Raw genomic sequence first — 16,808 nt, 5'->3', positions numbered from 1 at the left:
AGAGTTCCTCTATTGGAGAAAGATATACATAATAAGAAACGTATCAAGTTTTCTTTTTACATCTTGATTGTCAAACTGAGGGTGAATGTTATGATCAAGCGAGTATTGCAATGTATTATTTTATTTTTAACCATTACTATGTACGCATCATCTAATACTGAAGCAACAACTGTTATTCCTGCTGAATATCATCCAAATACTGAAACGACCTCTCCTACACAAAAAATTGCGTACTTAACATTTGATGACGGGCCAAACAAATATACTACACAAATTTTAAACATCTTAAAAGAAAAGAACGGAAAAGCAACTTTCTTTGTTATTGGCGGAAAAGTGCCACATTACACAAAAACGATGCAAAGATTAATTAAAGAAGGACATTATATCGGTCTCCACAGCATGTCACATGATGTAAAACGCCTTTACACTGGTGACCCTTCCACTTTAATTGCAGAAATGGAGCAAACACAAAGCATTGTCCAGCAAGTTACGAAATTAAATACACATCTCGTTCGCGTTCCATATGGTAGTATGCCTTACTTAAAAAAGAATTACCGTGACGCACTTGTATCGGCCCAGTATAAAATGTGGGATTGGACAATCGATACATACGACTGGAAAAGCTATGACAATCCTTCTGCCATACTCGAAAGAGTACGTAATCAAAGTGATGAACAAGTAGAAGTCATTTTAATGCATGATTCGAGTGTAACCGTACAAATACTGCCAAAAGTAATTGATTATTTACAGTCACAAGGATACAAACTTCTTCCCTATAATCCTTCTTCTCATCTCAAGGTAAATTTTTGGAAAGACACAAGATTGTAACAGCTTTAGTGCCTATGTGCTAAAGCTGTTTTATTTTTCTCTTCCCACCCTTCCCGTTTTTGTGTAAAATTTTAAATAGTGATGAAGTTTCGAGGTGAATAGAAATGAAACGAATAGATCTCATTTTTAACGCAATACAAGAAGGCAATTATACAGAAGGTGTAACCGCATCAGAACTAGCTACCCTGTTGCAACTAGATCGCGCCAATGTAAGTAGCGACTTAAACAAACTTGTAAAAGATAAACGTTTATTAAAAACAAATACGCGACCTGTTCGTTTTTACATAGAAACGAACACTTCGTTGGAAACGCATTCAAAAGAAGTAACTTCATTAGATACATTTGCAATTGAAAATACGAGCCTTAAAATCGCAATTGAAAAAGCGAAAGCTTCTATGCTCTATCCTCCAAACGGTATGCATACTTTACTACTGGGAGAAACAGGGGTCGGAAAGTCTATGTTTGCTTCTTTAATGCACGAATATGCAATTGAAGTTGAACAGCTTCCTAAAAATGCACCATTTATCGTCTTTAACTGTGCTGATTACGCAAATAATCCACAGCTACTACTCGGGCAATTATTTGGGATTAAAAAAGGAGCTTACACAGGAGCAAGTGATCAAAAAGGATTAATTGAAAAAGCACATGAAGGAATTCTTTTCTTAGATGAAGTACATCGCCTACCTCCAGAGGGACAAGAAATGCTTTTCACCTTTATTGACCGCGGAGTGTACCGCCGCCTTGGAGAAACAGAGAACGAACGTAAAGCACAAGTATTAATCATTACTGCAACAACAGAAGAACCAAATTCATTTTTATTAAAAACATTTACAAGACGTATACCGATGACTGTTACGCTGCCACCACTTCGTGAGCGTACACATAAAGAGCGCTTTGCTTTACTACAGCTATTTTTCACAAATGAAGCAATTCGTCTGCGAAAAGACATTCACGTTAGCCCAAATGCAATGCGTGCTTTCGTCTTTTATAATTGTCCCAATAACATTGGTCAATTAAAAACAGATGTTCAAATTGCCTGTGCGAAAGCCTATTCTGATTTGGTCACAAAGAAACGTGATTCTGTCTATGTTTCAAGTACAGATTTACCTTGGTATATGAAAGAAGGGTTGTTCATTGAAAGGAAGAGCCGTCACTTATACCAAATACCAAATGAAACATTTGTATTTACAGGTGAGGAAGGTTGGAGTAATCATAAAACAGAAGATGAAAAACGCTCTTCTATTTACGATTATATTGACTATAAATACGAAGAACTTCAAGCCCGTGGTATTGAAGAGGAAGAATTAGAATTACTAATAGAAAATGATGTTCAAAGCTTTTTCGTACAATATTTTAACCAAATATCCAAAAAAACAAGCCATGAAAATGTTTTTAAAATTGTGGATCGTAATATCGTTTCCGTATGTGAAAAAATAGCGGAACTTGCTGAAAAGCATTTATCTAAGACGTTTGATGAAAAAGTATTTCTCGCTTTAAGTTTACATGTACAGACAACTCTACAACGTTTACAAAGCGGAAAACAAATACATCACCCACAATTAAATCAAATTCGTACGAAATATAAAGAAGCTTTTTCCGTAGCTATGCAATGCATTCAACTACTGGAAGAAGAATTACAAATAACAATGCCTATTGATGAAGCTGGCTTTTTAACAATGTTCTTCGTTGTTGATCCAATTCCTGCCTCACAAACAGAAGTAAAAGTATTAATATTAGCACACGGTAATGGCATCGCAACTGAAATGGCAAACGTTGCAAACGAACTTCTCGGCATTGAGGAAGTAACCGGTATTGATATGCCGTTACACGAATCACCGAAAGATTTCTTGGAACGTGTGAAAGTGTATATGAAAACACTACAAAATGTAAATGGGCTTCTCTTACTTGTCGATATGGGGTCACTTGCTTATATCGGTGACATATTAGAAACGGAGTTCAAAATCCCTGTACGTGTTCTCTCGATGACGAGCACACCACATGCACTAGAAGCAGCTCGAAAAGCTCAGCTCGGTTATTCATTAGATGCACTGTATGAAACAGTAAAAAATTTAACACCATTTTACTTAAACGTACAAGAAGAAAAGAAAAAACCTCTCTCTCCAATGAAATCTGTTATTTTAACAGCTTGTTTAACTGGTGAAGGAAGTGCTTTAGCTATTCAAAAAATGTTAGAAAACTATTTAAGATTTGATAAAGACTTAATTGAAATTATTCCGATTAGTATCGTCCATGAAAAAGATTTAACGAAAATGATTGAGAACATAAAAAAAGAGCGTAACATCATTTGTATCGTCACGAATTTCGATGTGCAAGTGCCGTGCTTAACATATCATTTCCAAGACATCGTAAACTACACAGCGATTCAGCCCATTCAAGAATTAATTACGTATGAAGAAACATATGCAAAAATGGCGGATATTCTTGAACAACAAATGCAGCGTAACGATGGGGCATTACTTATCAAAACAATTCGTTACGCATTAAATACAATTCAAGAATTAATTTCCTTACAGCTAACTCCTGATAGCTTAATGGGTGTTATTCTGCATATGAGCTGTATGGTTGACCGTCTTCAAAAAGGAGAAAGCCTTCTTCCTCACCCTGATAAAGAGAAAAGAAGACAAGATGAATACTGGATGTATATGAAAGTAAAAAAAGCATTGCAACCAATTGAAAATACATTTGAAATACAAATACCTGATGACGAAGTATTTTACGTTATGGACTTCTTTATTAAAAATCAGCCTGCGAAAAATTAATCGAGGCAGTTTTTAAAAATATCAACCGTAACGCGAGTTATATCAGCGATTTTCAAAATATATCGCTTTACCGACAATAATCACTAAAACTAGCACCTTATATTAAGAAGAAAAGGCTGTTCCAACATATGGACAGCCTTTTCCTCTATTTCTTTACTTTTCTAACTCGCCCTCTTATTTCTCCTCTTTTTTGTGATTTCGTATGAACATTAACATATACATTTGCTTGAATAATTTCTTGAAGTAAATGTACAAATGATTTCCCTTGTAAAGGTCCCTCAAAATCCTCCACATTCACTACACCAGTAATGCTTCCCTCGTTCAAGCTAATCCCTTGCTCTAGTGGACCATACAAATATAAAACAACAGGACCAATTTGAGTAGACTTCCCTAAATGAATTTGACACGATGTAACCTTTTCTATATTTTTTAGTATTACTCTGTAATGCAATTTCGTTAAATCATCACTAAAAATAAACTCTGCTACCCCAAAAGCTTCTGTATTTACAGGAGGCACTTCCCTCTTACCTGTTAACCTGGCAAAGAAATGTGTTGTCATAAGGCATTCTCCTTATATAAATTTCCCAGCACTACTTCTACTACTTTATGGTTTAGACATAATCATTTATGACTTTTTCAATTTTAATTACAAAGAAAAGATTCACAAAATCTTTACATTGTAATTGTTCCTGTAGATTGAAAGTCTCTTGTATAATGCACATAGAAAAATATTATAGGAGGTTCCATTGAAAACTAACAAATACACTTTTCATACATTATTAGAGATTTTTCTCGTCTCATTTAAATTAGGACTTACTTCATTCGGCGGTCCTGTCGCTCATCTCGGCTATTTCCACCACGAATACGTGCAAAAAAGAAAATGGATGGATGAACGAAGCTATGGAGATTTAGTAGCACTATGTCAATTCCTTCCCGGTCCTGCCAGCAGTCAAGTCGGTATGGGGGTTGGATTATTACGGGGCGGGCTATTAGGAGCTATTATTTCATGGATTGGATTCACTTTACCGTCTGTGCTTGTTTTGGTTTTCTTCGCCTCATTCCTTAATCAGTTCGATCTTGGAAGTGCTGGCTGGATTCATGGACTAAAACTTGTAGCAGTCGCTATTGTCGCTCATGCCATATGGGGAATGGCGCGGAAGTTAACTCCAGATCGAAATCGTGCAACGATTGCGATTGTAACTGCCGCAATCGCCTTATTATGGCCAAGTAGTTGGACACAAGTCACCCTCATCATAATATGTGGCTTTATCGGCTGGTTGTTATATCGCAACCAACCAATTAGCCAATCTCAACATATAAAAGTACCTATTTCAAAAAAGATAGCAGTTTCTTGTCTCGTCTTATTCTTTGGACTATTACTACTGCTACCAATATTAAGACCGTTCTCTTATTACATCGCTTTATTTGATAGTTTCTATCGCTCTGGCGCACTTGTATTTGGAGGAGGACATGTCGTGCTGCCTCTTCTTGAAGGTGAGTTCGTACAAAACGGAATGATGACGAAAGAACAGTTCCTAGCTGGATACGGATTAACACAAGCAGTACCAGGACCACTGTTTACATTCGCCTCTTATATAGGAGCAGTGTTAAACGGGACGCTTGGGGCATTACTCGCAACAATTGCAATTTTCTTCCCTGCTTTCTTACTCGTTATTGGTGTTTTACCATTTTGGAACAGCGTGAGAAAAATATCATTCATACAAGGCGCACTACTTGGAGTCAATGCCGCTGTTGTCGGTATTTTACTAGCAGCTTTTTATGATCCTATTTGGACAAGCACAATTATGAACGCTGTAGATTTTGTTTTTGCATCTCTTCTATTTTGCTTGCTCGCTTTTTGGAAAACACCACCTTGGGTTATCGTTATACTCGGGGCATTTGGCGGATATGCTCTATCCATTTTATAAATAAAAAACGACGGCATGATGTAGCCGTCGTTTTTCTATTAAAACTTCACAAGCTCTATTCCTTCTGGTAATTCGCTCTCTGTTAAAATACGCAATTCCTTCACACGATCCATTACGTAAGAAGAACGCTTCACAAGCTCTGGATCAATATAAGCTGGATGAACCATAATTTCTACCGTTTGTTCACCTTGTACTCTTTCTTTTAACTTCACAAAGTAATCTTCCGTCACACCATCCGCATAAAAGTCACTGTAAAACACATCAGAAAATGGGCGCACCGCTCTATCTTCCTCACAACGACGAATCGGAACATTATATGTAGCCGCTAATCTCTCAAGAACATCATGTAAAATCGGTAAACCATGCACATGATGATGACTATCTAAATGAGTTGGTGTTAATCCGTAAGATAGGAATTTCTCAATTTGAGCAGTCCACTCTCTCTCAACTTCTTCTGGATTTATATTTCCTTCCCTTACGACACCTTGTTTATGAAACAATCCATCGCTACTTACAAGTGATGGTACGTCTCCAAGAAGTGGTTCTCCTGCCGTTAATACAAGATGTACTCCTACTCCTAGCGTTTCATACTCTTTGGCTAAGCGTACCGCATGCTCTGTTCCTGGCATATTCATCATCATCGTCGTTGAATTTACAAGTCCGTTTATATGCCCATCAATAATGCCGCAATTTGTACCTTCTGTAAGACCGAAATCATCTGCGTTTACAATTAACTTAATCATCGTAATACCTCCTAATAAAGTGAAACTTTAATCAGTGGGGGGTTTTCTCCCCCCCACTGATTATTAGTTGAACCAATCGGACTTTTATGGGCAGTTGATCCCCCACCTAATTTCTTTGTTTTCGCTGAATTTTGAGGTAGTGGTCTTACTGCCCATTAAAGTGGGATAGAATAAAAAAAGCGGGCTAAATAGCGCCGCTTTTACTTCTCTACCTTTTTGAAGAACTGCGGAAGATATTCTTTATGTGCTTCCAACATTTCATCTAAAATTTGTTTTGCAACTGTATCTGATGGTACAAGTGGGTTAATTGTCATAGCAAGCAGCGCTTTATGATAATCACCTGTAACAGCAGCTTCAATTGTTGTGCGCTCAAATGATTTAATTTGCTGTACTAAACCGCGAACTGGTACTGGAAGATCTCCGACCGCAATTGGTTTTGGACCTTCTTTCGTAATAATACAGTTCACTTCAACAGCAGAATCATCTGGTAAGCTTGCAATTGTTCCGTTGTTTCGTGTATTAACAGGCTGGATATCACCTTTATTGTTGTAAATAGACGTAATTAAGCTACATGCTGCGTCACTATAATAAGCGCCGCCACGTTTTTCTAATTGTGGTGGTTTAATATCTAAATTCGGGTCTTTATATAACTCAAATAAATCATTTTCTAATTGTTTTACTACTTCTGCACGTGTACCTTTTTCAACAGAAGCTTCTTTTTCTTCTTCTAACATTTCACGTGTTTTGTAGTAATAACGATGATATGGACATGGAATTGCACGAAGGCCGCGAATAAAGTCTGGTTCCCAGTTAAGCGCTGCGATATTTTCCATCGTAATTTGCTTTTCCGGATCTGTTACAAGCTCTAACACACGATCCATTACACTTACGCCATCTAAGTATACATCTAGTCCGTATACCATATGATTTAAACCTGCAAAATCAACGTGGACACGACTTGCATCTACTTCAAGTAATCTTGCAAGACCCATGCGGATTCCGATTGGAACGTTACATAGACCAACTACTCTTTGAATATTTGTATAACGAAGGACAGCTTCTGTTACCATACCAGCTGGGTTCGCAAAGTTAATTAGCCATGCATTCGGACAAAGCTCCTCCATATCTTTACAAATATCTAAAATAACAGGAATCGTTCTCAGTGCTTTGAATAAACCACCAGGACCATTCGTTTCCTGACCGATTACATCATATTTTAATGGGATTGCTTCATCTTTTGCACGTGCTTCTAATAAACCAACGCGAAGTTGTGTTGTTACGAAGTCTGCATCTTTTAATGCCTCACGGCGATCAAGTGTTAAATGTACCTCGATTGGTAAACCAGATTTTTTCACCATACGTTTCGCTAAGTTACCAACAATTTCTAACTTTTCTTTTCCTGCCTCAATATCTACTAACCAAATTTCACGAACAGGAAGCTCATCATAACGTTTAATAAATCCTTCAATTAACTCTGGTGTATAACTAGATCCACCGCCGATTGTAGCAATTTTAATTCCAGTCATGCTCTATTCCCCTTTCGCTTCAAGCTTTTTATAAAGATCGATAAACTCTGCTGCTAATTCTTTCACTGTAATCGCATTCATTAAATGATCTTGTGCGTGAATTAAAAGAACACTAACCTCTGTTTTTTCTCCTCTTGCTTCTGATTGTATGAGCTCTGTTTGGAAATGATGCGCTTCATTAATCGCTTCTTTCGCCTTTACCATCGCTTCATCTGCTTCTACCATTTTCCCCTGTTTGGCAAATTGAAGTGCCTCCATCGCAAAGCTTCGTGCGTTACCACTATTTAAAATCAATTGGAATGGAATTTGTTCTGCTGTAGTCATCATAATTACCGCCCTCTCTATAAGGTTCAACCGATTTAAATACCCCTTCAGTTTGAACATGTCTATTAAAGTATGAATTTATTAATGATAGTTTAGTGTTCATATAGATGTTTTTCATCTTTTTGAACATGATATAAAGGTAATTGTTCTCACAGGTATCGTTGTCTATGAGAACAATTACTATGTTACATAGGTAAAGAATTACTATTACCTTGTGCTGCTGCTTTTTCAGTACGAACAACTGAACGGTCACATAACACAACGAATGGATAATAAATTACCATTGCAATTACAAAGTTGAATAACTGTAGAATTGCACCAGAAATATGTCCACCTGTTACAAGATAACCACTAATAATTGGTGGTGTTGCCCATGGAATCATCACAACTGTTTTTGGTACCCATCCAATAGATATAGCTGTATAGGAAGTAATTACTAATACAATTGGTGTTACGATAAACGGTAAGAATAAAATTGGATTTAAAATAATTGGTGTACCAAAGATTACTGGTTCGTTAATGTTAAATGCACCAGGTCCAATTGATAAGCGAGATACACCACGTAATTGTGCACTTTTTGCTACGAGTAATACCACTACTAAGAATGCTAATGTCGCACCAGAACCACCAAGGTATACGAAAGTATCAAAAAATGGTTTTGTAATAATATTTGGAACATCAAATGCAGATGTACCACCTTTGAATAAATTCATATTTTTCTCTAATGCCGGTAAGTATAATGGCTCAATAATACCACCAACAATATTTGGCCCATGTAAACCGAAGAACCAAAGAAGATGAACAAGGATTACAATGATAATTGCACTTGGTAATGTCCCTGCTAAACTTTGCAGTGGTGATTGAATCGTATTAAAAATAAATTCATGAACACTTGTACCAGATAATTTCACTGCTAATTGAATACCTGCAACTACTGTTAAGATAACAAATGCTGGAACTATAGCTGCGAAAGATCTTAAAACTGCTGGTGGTACTCCATCAGGCATTTTAAAAGTAATGTTTCTTTGTACAAAGAAACGGAATACTTCAGTAACAAGGAGTGCCACAATAATTGCTACGAATAACCCTTGTGCACCTGTCCAAGCTAAGTTCAATCCGCCTTCTTTCGGTGTTGTTGGCGTAAGAATAATTAACGCACCAAATGAAATAATACCTGCTGACAAACCATCAACGCCGTAAGATTTTGCTAAGTTATAACTTGTTGTAAATGCTATGATTAGTGCTAGAATCGCGAAAGAACCAGTCCACATTCCACCGCCAACTTGTTTCCACGTTTCACCAAACAAACCTTTCATGAAATCTTGGAAAGCTTCAGACGGAAAACCGTTAATCAGTGATGCCAGTGCACCAACTAAAATAAGTGGCATAACTGCAATAAATCCGTCACGGATCGCAGCTAAGTGACGTTGCGATCCGATTTTACCAGCGACAGGAACAATATATTTCTCCATAAATGCAATAAACTTTTGCATTTCGCTTCCCCCCTAATTATTTTTTAAGTGTTAATGCGTGATCTAAAACTGCTTCTCCATTCATCATGCCGTAGTGCATTGGATTGATAACGTCGATTCCAACGTTTCTCTCATCAGCAAGCGTTTTCATTGAAGAAAGCATGTAACGAACTTGTGGTCCTAGTAATAACACATCTGCTTGATCGATATTCGTTTTTACTGCATCCCCAGATACAGCCCAAATCTTTCCTTCTAGACCGCGAGCTTTTGCAGCCGCTTCCATTTTTGTAACTAGTAAACTTGTAGACATCCCTGCTGAGCAACATAATAAAATATTCATTTGAAAATCCCCCTTGTGTAGTATAAAAAATTTATGTTTTATTTATTTTTCTTTACGCTATTTATTAATGCAATTAGCGTGCCAACTTTTTAAAACCACTAAAATCAGCACTTTTTCGACTGTTTTCTTTGTGTGTTAACGCTTTCAATTAGTGTGTTACTCAAAAAACACACAGTGTGTTATAAAACAACACGCTTTTAACACATAACTGTATGAAAATAGATTAGTGTTTAGTTGTCTAGTTATGCTTAACATAAAAAAACACTAAAAAAATCTTTCATCGTAGAATCTAGTAAAAAAACAACATGCTCTTGAACACACTCTTCTATCTATTGTCCGAGCAAATTCTACTAGATTACATAGAATAGAGTAAAATAACACAATTCGAAAGGAGATTCCTATGCCAAAACATAGAAAACAAAGCAAAATAAAGATTTATAGAATAAAAAGCTATAAAAAAGACAAGCGTTCTGAAGTAGACTCTGACAAATTTGAACTAGAACAGCAGGACAAGCACGATACACAAGACAAACAAGATGAACAGGATAAACAAGTACAATCAGAAAATGTAATTATAGTACCCACAGATTCACACAACTTAGATGTGTGGGATGAAATTTCTCTAAAGGAAATACAAGCTGGTGAACATACAAATTTATTTAAAGAAAAGAGTAATTATCAAAATATTAATTTAGTCCAAGTAAACGATATTCGCTTATACTTGGACAAGCAACTACAATTCAGCTCCGTCGATGAGCAAATTTATCATGAAGCACTTGTACATCCAATTATGTCAAAAGTAATTGATCCAAAACGTGTTCTCATATTAGGCGGTGGCGATGGTCTTGCCCTGCGAGAAGTTTTAAAATATGAAACTGTACTACATGTAGACCTTGTTGACTTAGATGGATTGATGATTGATATGGCTCGTAATGTTCCAGAATTAGTTTCTTTAAACAAAAGTGCATTTTTTGATAATCGTGTAAATACACACGTATGCGATGCAAAAGAGTTTTTAAGCTCTCCTTCCTCTTTATACGATGTAATCATTATTGATTTCCCAGACCCAGCGACAGAGTTGTTAAGTACTTTATATACAAGCGAACTTTTTGCTCGTATAGCTACATTCTTAACAGAAGATGGCGCATTCGTCTGCCAATCTAATTCACCTGCTGATGCACCTCTAGTATACTGGAGCATCGGTAATACAATTGAACATGCTGGACTAACTGTGAAAAGTTATCATACAATCGTTCCTTCTTTTGGAACTGACTGGGGATTTCATATCGCCGCTAATTCTGCCTATGTACTAGATCAAATTGAACAATTATATGTAGTACCAACTCCTCGAACCTTGCCTGCTCTTCTTTTTCCTTTATTTCAATTTAAAGAAGAACATCTAGAACAACGCAACCTCGCTCTTTTAAATTCAGAATCGAACCTTATCCTACATCAATGCTACAAACAGGAAATGAAGTTTTGACGATATTATAGTAAGGAGTGTTGCCTATGGAATATTCTACTTTTGGCAAGCATATAATAGTAGATTTATGGGGAGTAGATTTTTCTCTACTAGATGATACGCACTTTTTAGAATATCATTTAGTTACAGCTGCAGATTGCTCTGGTGCCCATGTTTTAAACGTAAGTAAAAAAGAATTCCAGCCATATGGTGTTACTGTATTAGTGTTATTATCAGAAAGCCATCTTTCCATTCACACTTACCCGGAACAAAATTTTGCAGCTATTGACTGTTATACTTGCGGTACAACCGTTGAACCACAAATTGCGATTGATTATATCGTAAATATATTAAAACCGGAGCGGATGCATATAAAAAGATTAATTCGTGGTATAGGAGAAATTGTTACTGCCGATTAATTATAACTCTTACTCATCCGGAAAAAGGAGGATTGTAAATACCATCAGTGGGATGAACATTCCACTGATGGTACAGGCATATACATAAAGTGAAACTTTAATTAGTGGGGGTTTTGTTCATCCCCCACTAATTATTAGTTGAACCAATCGGGCCTTTACGGACAGTTAAGCTCCCTCCTAACTTCCTTGCTCCAGCCACATTTTGAGGTGGGAGTTTTACTGCCCGTTAATGCGGGATAAAAAAACCTTGCATAAGCAAGGTTCATTCATCCACCGACATCTTCCTATATAACTCTACAAACTCACTTGCTAATTCTTTCACTGTAATTGCATTCATTAAATGATCTTGCGCGTGTACCATTAAAAGAGTAACTTCGGTCTTTTCGCCACCAGCCTCTTTCTGTATAAGCTCCGTTTGTACACGGTGCGCCTCTTTTAATTCCTCTAGCGCTTCTTGTAATTTAGCTTCTGCTTCTGTAAACTCCCCACGCTTCGCACAATCAATTGCTTCCATTGAACAACTTCTCGCGTTTCCTCCATGCAAAATTAAATGAAAAGCTTTCGTCTCTATCGTATCCATTTTACTTCTTCACTCCCCCTTTTCTTCTGCTACTTTTTGTTTATCCCATATTTTTAAGAACGGTAAATAAATGAAGAATGCAAGCGCAAAGTTGACGAGTTGTAAAACAACACCTGAAATTTTCCCACCCGATCCTAAATATCCACTGAAAAGAATAGGTGTCGTCCAAGGTACAGCCGCCCCACTCGGACGTGCGACCCATCCCCATTCCATTGCAAAGTAAGAAACAATTGTTAACACAACTGGAACCAATATAAATGGAATTAATAAAATTGGGTTCATTACAATTGGCATACCAAAAGTTACCATCTCATTAATATTAAATATACCAGGCGCGATTGACAATCTCCCTAAACTTTTTAATTGTTGACTTCGTGCAAATAGTAACATTCCGACAACTAGAGCCAGCGTTGCACCAGAACCGCCCATATAAATCCATAAGTCAAAAAACTGTGCCGTAATGGTATTTGGTACATCTTGCCCAGCTTGAAAAGCAACTCGATTTTGATCCATTAACGACAACCAAACAGGGCTCATTACACCACCAACAATAGTAGCACCATGAATTCCACACGACCAAAGAACATGAACGAGAATAACTGCTATTATTGCGCCCCAAAGACTAGCACCAAGTACACTAAGTGGTTCCTGTAAAATTTGTCCTACAATATTATGGATACTGCCAAAAGAAGTATTTTCTATAATTAAGCGTAAAATCCAAATAACTGTTACAACAATAAAACCTGGAACAAGTGCCGCAAATGAACGCGTGACAGCTGGTGGAACTGTCTCTGGCATCTTTATAATTATCTTTTTTTGTACAATAAACCGATAAAGTTCAGTAGATATAAGTGCAATAATCATTGCTACAAATAACCCTTGGCTTCCCATTAATGCAGCTGGGATTGCGCCTTCTACAAGTACGCTTTCTTTTGTACTTGGTATAATATATGCAACTTGAAATGGAGTCGCAAGTAAAAACGTCACAAGCGACAATGCCCCGGATGCTAAAGCATCCACTTTATAATACTCGCCAAGCCTGTAAGCGATTCCAAAAACAGCTATTAAAGCCATTATATTAAAAGTTGCACTAACTGGATACCCTAAAGCTCTCTGCCAATTCTCACCAAACAAACCTGCCATAAACTCGTTATATCCCGGTATCGGCAGTGCACTAATAATGAGGAAAAACGATCCAATAATTAAGAAAGGCATCGTTAAAATAATTCCATCTCGAATTGCTTGTAAATGCCTCTGCTCTGCAACCTTCCCTGCCACCGGCATCACATACTTCTCTAAAAACCGTATCATCTATCCCACTCTCCTCATGGTTTCATTGACAAAGCTGCTTGCAAGATAGCTTCTCCATTACAAAGTCCGTAATGGACGGATTGAATAACATCAACAGGTACCCCTTTCTCCTTACATAATTCTTTCATTTTCGGTAATAAATAACGTACTTGCGGTCCAAGTAAAAGGACATCAGCTTTATCAATATGACTATTCACTTCAGAACCTGATACTGCCCAGATTTTCACTTCTATCCCTCTTGCCTCTGCTGCTTTCTCCATCTTTGTAACAATTAAACTGGAAGACATTCCCGCTGCACAGCAAAGCAAAATATTCATTCCGCTTCCCTCCCCCTTTTTCTAAACCTAAGTTATGGTGCATCCCTTGCCACCACTAGGTTACAAATATATATGTCTAGATTTCCTGCTGTATGCCGAGCTTAAAAACAAAAATTTCTTGGTTTTCACGCTATTCCATTTATCCGTATTCTCCTAGTAAAGAGGACTCTAACTCGCTATAATGATTCAGTATGATTTTTTAATTGATAGGAGGATATATTTATGAAGGCATATCGCTTTCCACTTATTTTATTATCTTCTATCCTAATTGGTGGTTTCATTGGTTATTTCATGGGTGCCGATGCAGTTGCTTTAAAGCCGCTTGGTGATATTTTCTTAAACTTAATGTTTACGATTGTTGTACCTCTAGTGTTCTTTAGCATCGCATCGTCTATTGCTAATATGGATGGATTAAAACGTTTCGGTAAAATTATGTCTAGTATGGCTGGGACTTTCTTATTTACAAGTATTTTAGCTGCTATTTTTATGATTATTGTCGTGAAAGTATTCCCGCCAGCACAAGGTGTTGTACTAGAACTAACACAACCTGACAAAGCCGGCAAAGCTGTTAGTGTTGCAGATCAAATCGTCGGTATTTTAACAGTATCTGACTTCTCGAAGTTACTATCTCGTGAAAATATGTTAGCTCTTATTTTCTTCTCTATCTTAATGGGGATTGCAACTTCAGCAGTTGGCGAAAAAGGAAAGCCATTCGCTACATTCCTACAAGCTGGTGCAGAAATTTCAATGAAAGTTGTATCTTTCATTATGTACTACGCTCCAATCGGACTTGCTGCTTACTTCGCAGCATTAGTTGGTGAATTCGGACCACAACTTCTTGGAACTTACTTCCGAGCAGCAATGGTATACTATCCAGCTTCTCTTATCTACTTCTTTGTATTCTTCACGTTCTATGCATACCTTGCAGGTCGCAAACAAGGTGTACAAGTATTTTGGAAGAACATGGTCTCTCCTACAGTTACATCACTTGCAACTTGTAGTAGTGCCGCAAGTATTCCAGCGAACTTAGAAGCAACGAAGAAAATGGGTATTTCTTCAGACGTTCGTGAAACAGTTGTCCTTCTTGGATCTACACTTCATAAAGATGGATCTGTTTTAGGCGGCGTATTAAAAATTGCTTTCTTATTCGGTATTTTCAACATGGAATTCGAAGGACCGAAAACATTAGCAATCGCACTTGTTGTTTCTTTATTAGTAGGAACAGTAATGGGTGCTATTCCAGGCGGTGGTATGATTGGTGAAATGTTAATCGTATCTCTATACGGTTTCCCGCCAGAAGCATTGCCAATTATTGCAGCAATTAGTACAATCATTGATCCACCTGCAACGATGTTAAACGTAACAGCAGATAACGCTTGTGCGGTAATGACAGCTCGCCTTGTAGAAGGTAAGAATTGGATCAAAAACAAATTTGCTTAATAGATAGAAAGAGGATGCTCGTTTAGAGCATCCTCTTTTTGTCGTTATTTGTTAATAAGTTGATATCTCCTCTCGCCACAAATTTGTTACAATCTTCACAAATATTCCACATCCATTATCCATTCTCCGTACTATAATCATGTATGGAAAAGGAGATGGAAATAATGACTCAAAGCGCACCAGAATTTAAAGTTTTGCAAAGCATTGCATTTCTCGCTGTTGTTTTGCAAAGTTCCTTATTATATACAATGAATCAAGGAAATGTCTTACTTGAGCAATCTCTCATTATAGGCATGCTATTCAACCTTGCAAAATTCTCAGCACCAGCATTCATATTTATCGTTGGATTTCACTTAATTCGGCACTATACGAAGCAATTAGTATATAAAGAATATATTTCTGAAAAAGCGACACACTTACTCATTCCTTATTTCTTTTGGTCTATTCTTTACCTATTAACAACAAACGATCTTATTACGTTACAAAGTGGAATAAAAAGTTTATTACTCGGAACAGCCGCGCCCCATCTTTGGTACGTTATTATGATGTTCCAAATTCACCTATTGTTCCCTTTACTATGCACACTTTTTTATTGGTTTCAAAAACGAACAGAAAATAAAAAAGACATATATAAATATATGACCTTTTTCGCGTGCCTATATTTTCTATTAATGTGGTTCTCTTCTCACTATATTTTTAATGGAGAAAAATTAACAAGTTCAACAATTTTACATTATACAGATCGATCATTTCTATTCTACTCATTCTATTTCGTTATGGGTGGCATTGCCGCTGTAGCACTAAAAACTTGGCGTCTATTCGTCATGAAACATATCCCGCTTATAACAATATTATTTTTCATCTTATTTTTATTCATCAATTATGAGTTGTTTAGTTTTCACGGAGCAAACTCTATTCATTTAACTGTTTCTACCTATTTAAAACCATCTATGTTTTTATATATCGTATGCGAAATTATCATACTGTATATGTTATCTATTATGATAGTACAGCGTCGTGGTTTCTTATATAAAACGTTACGTTTCATTGGAAATTACACGTATGGTGCTTATTTAGCTCACTTATTCTTCTTGCAACTATGCACAAAGTTTCTTTCTTTATTCACACTGCAAGAAAATACTATATTATATAGCCTATTACTATTTGTGTTAACGGCTATTATCTCTATTTCAACAATGGTCATTTGTAGCACAATACCATTTCATACTTGGATTACAGGGCCTTCTCCTACAACAAAGATGAAATGGACGAAGGTTGTATTCCGAAAAAATCATAAAAAACTATTCAAGCCATATATTTGATATAATGATACGCATA

Annotated in this window: 16 protein-coding genes; 7 read left to right on the top strand and 9 right to left on the bottom strand. The window is 36.7% G+C overall.

Annotated elements, in window-relative coordinates:
- Positions 1 to 90: 90 nt before the first annotated feature.
- Together CN409_RS04345 and CN409_RS04340 are read left to right on the top strand one after the other, a co-directional pair.
- On the top strand, positions 91 to 828 hold the full coding sequence (locus CN409_RS04345) for a polysaccharide deacetylase family protein (RefSeq protein WP_000597185.1): 738 nt from the start codon (positions 91 to 93) through the stop codon (positions 826 to 828).
- Positions 829 to 932: 104 nt separating this feature from the next.
- A complete protein-coding gene (locus CN409_RS04340) occupies positions 933 to 3,608 on the top strand; it encodes a sigma-54-dependent transcriptional regulator (protein WP_000820954.1) in 2,676 nt (891 codons plus the stop codon).
- A 145-nt stretch (positions 3,609 to 3,753) separates the two neighbouring features.
- Here the strand turns inward: CN409_RS04340 and exsM are convergent, their stop codons facing one another.
- Positions 3,754 to 4,167 carry an exosporium regulatory protein ExsM gene (gene exsM / locus CN409_RS04335; protein ID WP_000207046.1) on the bottom strand — a complete coding sequence of 138 codons (414 nt, stop codon included), beginning with the start codon at positions 4,165 to 4,167 and terminating at the stop codon, positions 3,754 to 3,756.
- Positions 4,168 to 4,354: 187 nt separating this feature from the next.
- On the opposite strand from exsM, the gene CN409_RS04330 reads away from it, so the two are divergent.
- Positions 4,355 to 5,536 carry a chromate transporter gene (locus tag CN409_RS04330; RefSeq protein WP_000856216.1) on the top strand — a complete coding sequence of 394 codons (1,182 nt, stop codon included), beginning with the start codon at positions 4,355 to 4,357 and terminating at the stop codon, positions 5,534 to 5,536.
- 38 nt (positions 5,537 to 5,574) lie between these two features.
- On the opposite strand, the gene chbG is transcribed toward CN409_RS04330, so the two are convergent.
- The 5 genes from chbG to CN409_RS04300 all read right to left on the bottom strand — a co-directional run bounded on the left by chbG (position 5,575) and on the right by CN409_RS04300 (position 9,941).
- Positions 5,575 to 6,279, bottom strand: a complete 705-nt coding sequence (gene chbG / locus CN409_RS04325) for a chitin disaccharide deacetylase (protein ID WP_000593447.1) — start codon at positions 6,277 to 6,279, stop codon at positions 5,575 to 5,577.
- 200 nt (positions 6,280 to 6,479) lie between these two features.
- Positions 6,480 to 7,805, bottom strand: coding sequence for a 6-phospho-beta-glucosidase (celF, locus tag CN409_RS04315; RefSeq protein ID WP_000145760.1), 1,326 nt, complete (start codon positions 7,803 to 7,805; stop codon positions 6,480 to 6,482).
- 3 nt (positions 7,806 to 7,808) lie between these two features.
- Positions 7,809 to 8,132, bottom strand: coding sequence for a PTS lactose/cellobiose transporter subunit IIA (locus tag CN409_RS04310; RefSeq protein ID WP_000989059.1), 324 nt, complete (start codon positions 8,130 to 8,132; stop codon positions 7,809 to 7,811).
- 182 nt (positions 8,133 to 8,314) lie between these two features.
- The gene (gene celB / locus CN409_RS04305) at positions 8,315 to 9,622 is read right to left on the bottom strand and encodes a PTS cellobiose transporter subunit IIC (RefSeq protein ID WP_001168827.1); all 1,308 of its coding nucleotides are present in this window, start codon (positions 9,620 to 9,622) and stop codon (positions 8,315 to 8,317) included.
- A gap of 16 nt (positions 9,623 to 9,638) precedes the next feature.
- Positions 9,639 to 9,941, bottom strand: coding sequence for a PTS sugar transporter subunit IIB (locus tag CN409_RS04300; RefSeq protein WP_001023569.1), 303 nt, complete (start codon positions 9,939 to 9,941; stop codon positions 9,639 to 9,641).
- Positions 9,942 to 10,341: 400 nt separating this feature from the next.
- Here CN409_RS04300 and CN409_RS04295 point away from each other — a divergent pair, with 400 nt between their 5' ends.
- Together CN409_RS04295 and speD are read left to right on the top strand one after the other, a co-directional pair.
- Positions 10,342 to 11,424 carry a polyamine aminopropyltransferase gene (locus CN409_RS04295; RefSeq protein WP_086389729.1) on the top strand — a complete coding sequence of 361 codons (1,083 nt, stop codon included), beginning with the start codon at positions 10,342 to 10,344 and terminating at the stop codon, positions 11,422 to 11,424.
- Positions 11,425 to 11,450: 26 nt separating this feature from the next.
- Positions 11,451 to 11,822 (top strand): adenosylmethionine decarboxylase, encoded by a 372-nt coding sequence (speD, locus tag CN409_RS04290; RefSeq protein ID WP_000456838.1) that lies wholly within the window; start codon positions 11,451 to 11,453, stop codon positions 11,820 to 11,822.
- A gap of 262 nt (positions 11,823 to 12,084) precedes the next feature.
- Here the strand turns inward: speD and CN409_RS04285 are convergent, their stop codons facing one another.
- The 3 genes from CN409_RS04285 to CN409_RS04275 are packed head-to-tail and all read right to left on the bottom strand — an operon-like array spanning position 12,085 to position 14,030.
- Complete coding sequence (locus CN409_RS04285) at positions 12,085 to 12,402, bottom strand: PTS sugar transporter subunit IIA (protein ID WP_000379645.1); 318 nt, start codon at positions 12,400 to 12,402, stop codon at positions 12,085 to 12,087.
- Between the two features lie 9 nt (positions 12,403 to 12,411).
- Positions 12,412 to 13,713 carry a PTS cellobiose transporter subunit IIC gene (gene celB, locus CN409_RS04280; RefSeq protein ID WP_000617788.1) on the bottom strand — a complete coding sequence of 434 codons (1,302 nt, stop codon included), beginning with the start codon at positions 13,711 to 13,713 and terminating at the stop codon, positions 12,412 to 12,414.
- A gap of 14 nt (positions 13,714 to 13,727) precedes the next feature.
- Positions 13,728 to 14,030: a PTS sugar transporter subunit IIB gene (locus tag CN409_RS04275; RefSeq protein WP_001023546.1), complete on the bottom strand. Its 303-nt coding sequence runs from the start codon at positions 14,028 to 14,030 to the stop codon at positions 13,728 to 13,730.
- Between the two features lie 222 nt (positions 14,031 to 14,252).
- Here CN409_RS04275 and CN409_RS04270 point away from each other — a divergent pair, with 222 nt between their 5' ends.
- Both CN409_RS04270 and CN409_RS04265 read left to right on the top strand, forming a co-directional pair.
- Positions 14,253 to 15,470 carry a dicarboxylate/amino acid:cation symporter gene (locus CN409_RS04270; protein ID WP_000649376.1) on the top strand — a complete coding sequence of 406 codons (1,218 nt, stop codon included), beginning with the start codon at positions 14,253 to 14,255 and terminating at the stop codon, positions 15,468 to 15,470.
- Between the two features lie 164 nt (positions 15,471 to 15,634).
- The gene (locus CN409_RS04265) at positions 15,635 to 16,792 is read left to right on the top strand and encodes an acyltransferase (protein ID WP_097980966.1); all 1,158 of its coding nucleotides are present in this window, start codon (positions 15,635 to 15,637) and stop codon (positions 16,790 to 16,792) included.
- Positions 16,793 to 16,808 lie beyond the last annotated feature (16 nt).

It is taken from the genome of Bacillus sp. AFS012607 (assembly GCF_002558005.1).
GTDB classification, from domain to species: domain Bacteria; phylum Bacillota; class Bacilli; order Bacillales; family Bacillaceae_G; genus Bacillus_A; species Bacillus_A thuringiensis_S.
Note: the sequence above shows the minus strand (reverse complement) of the source record. Positions and strands in the feature narration are given on the sequence as shown.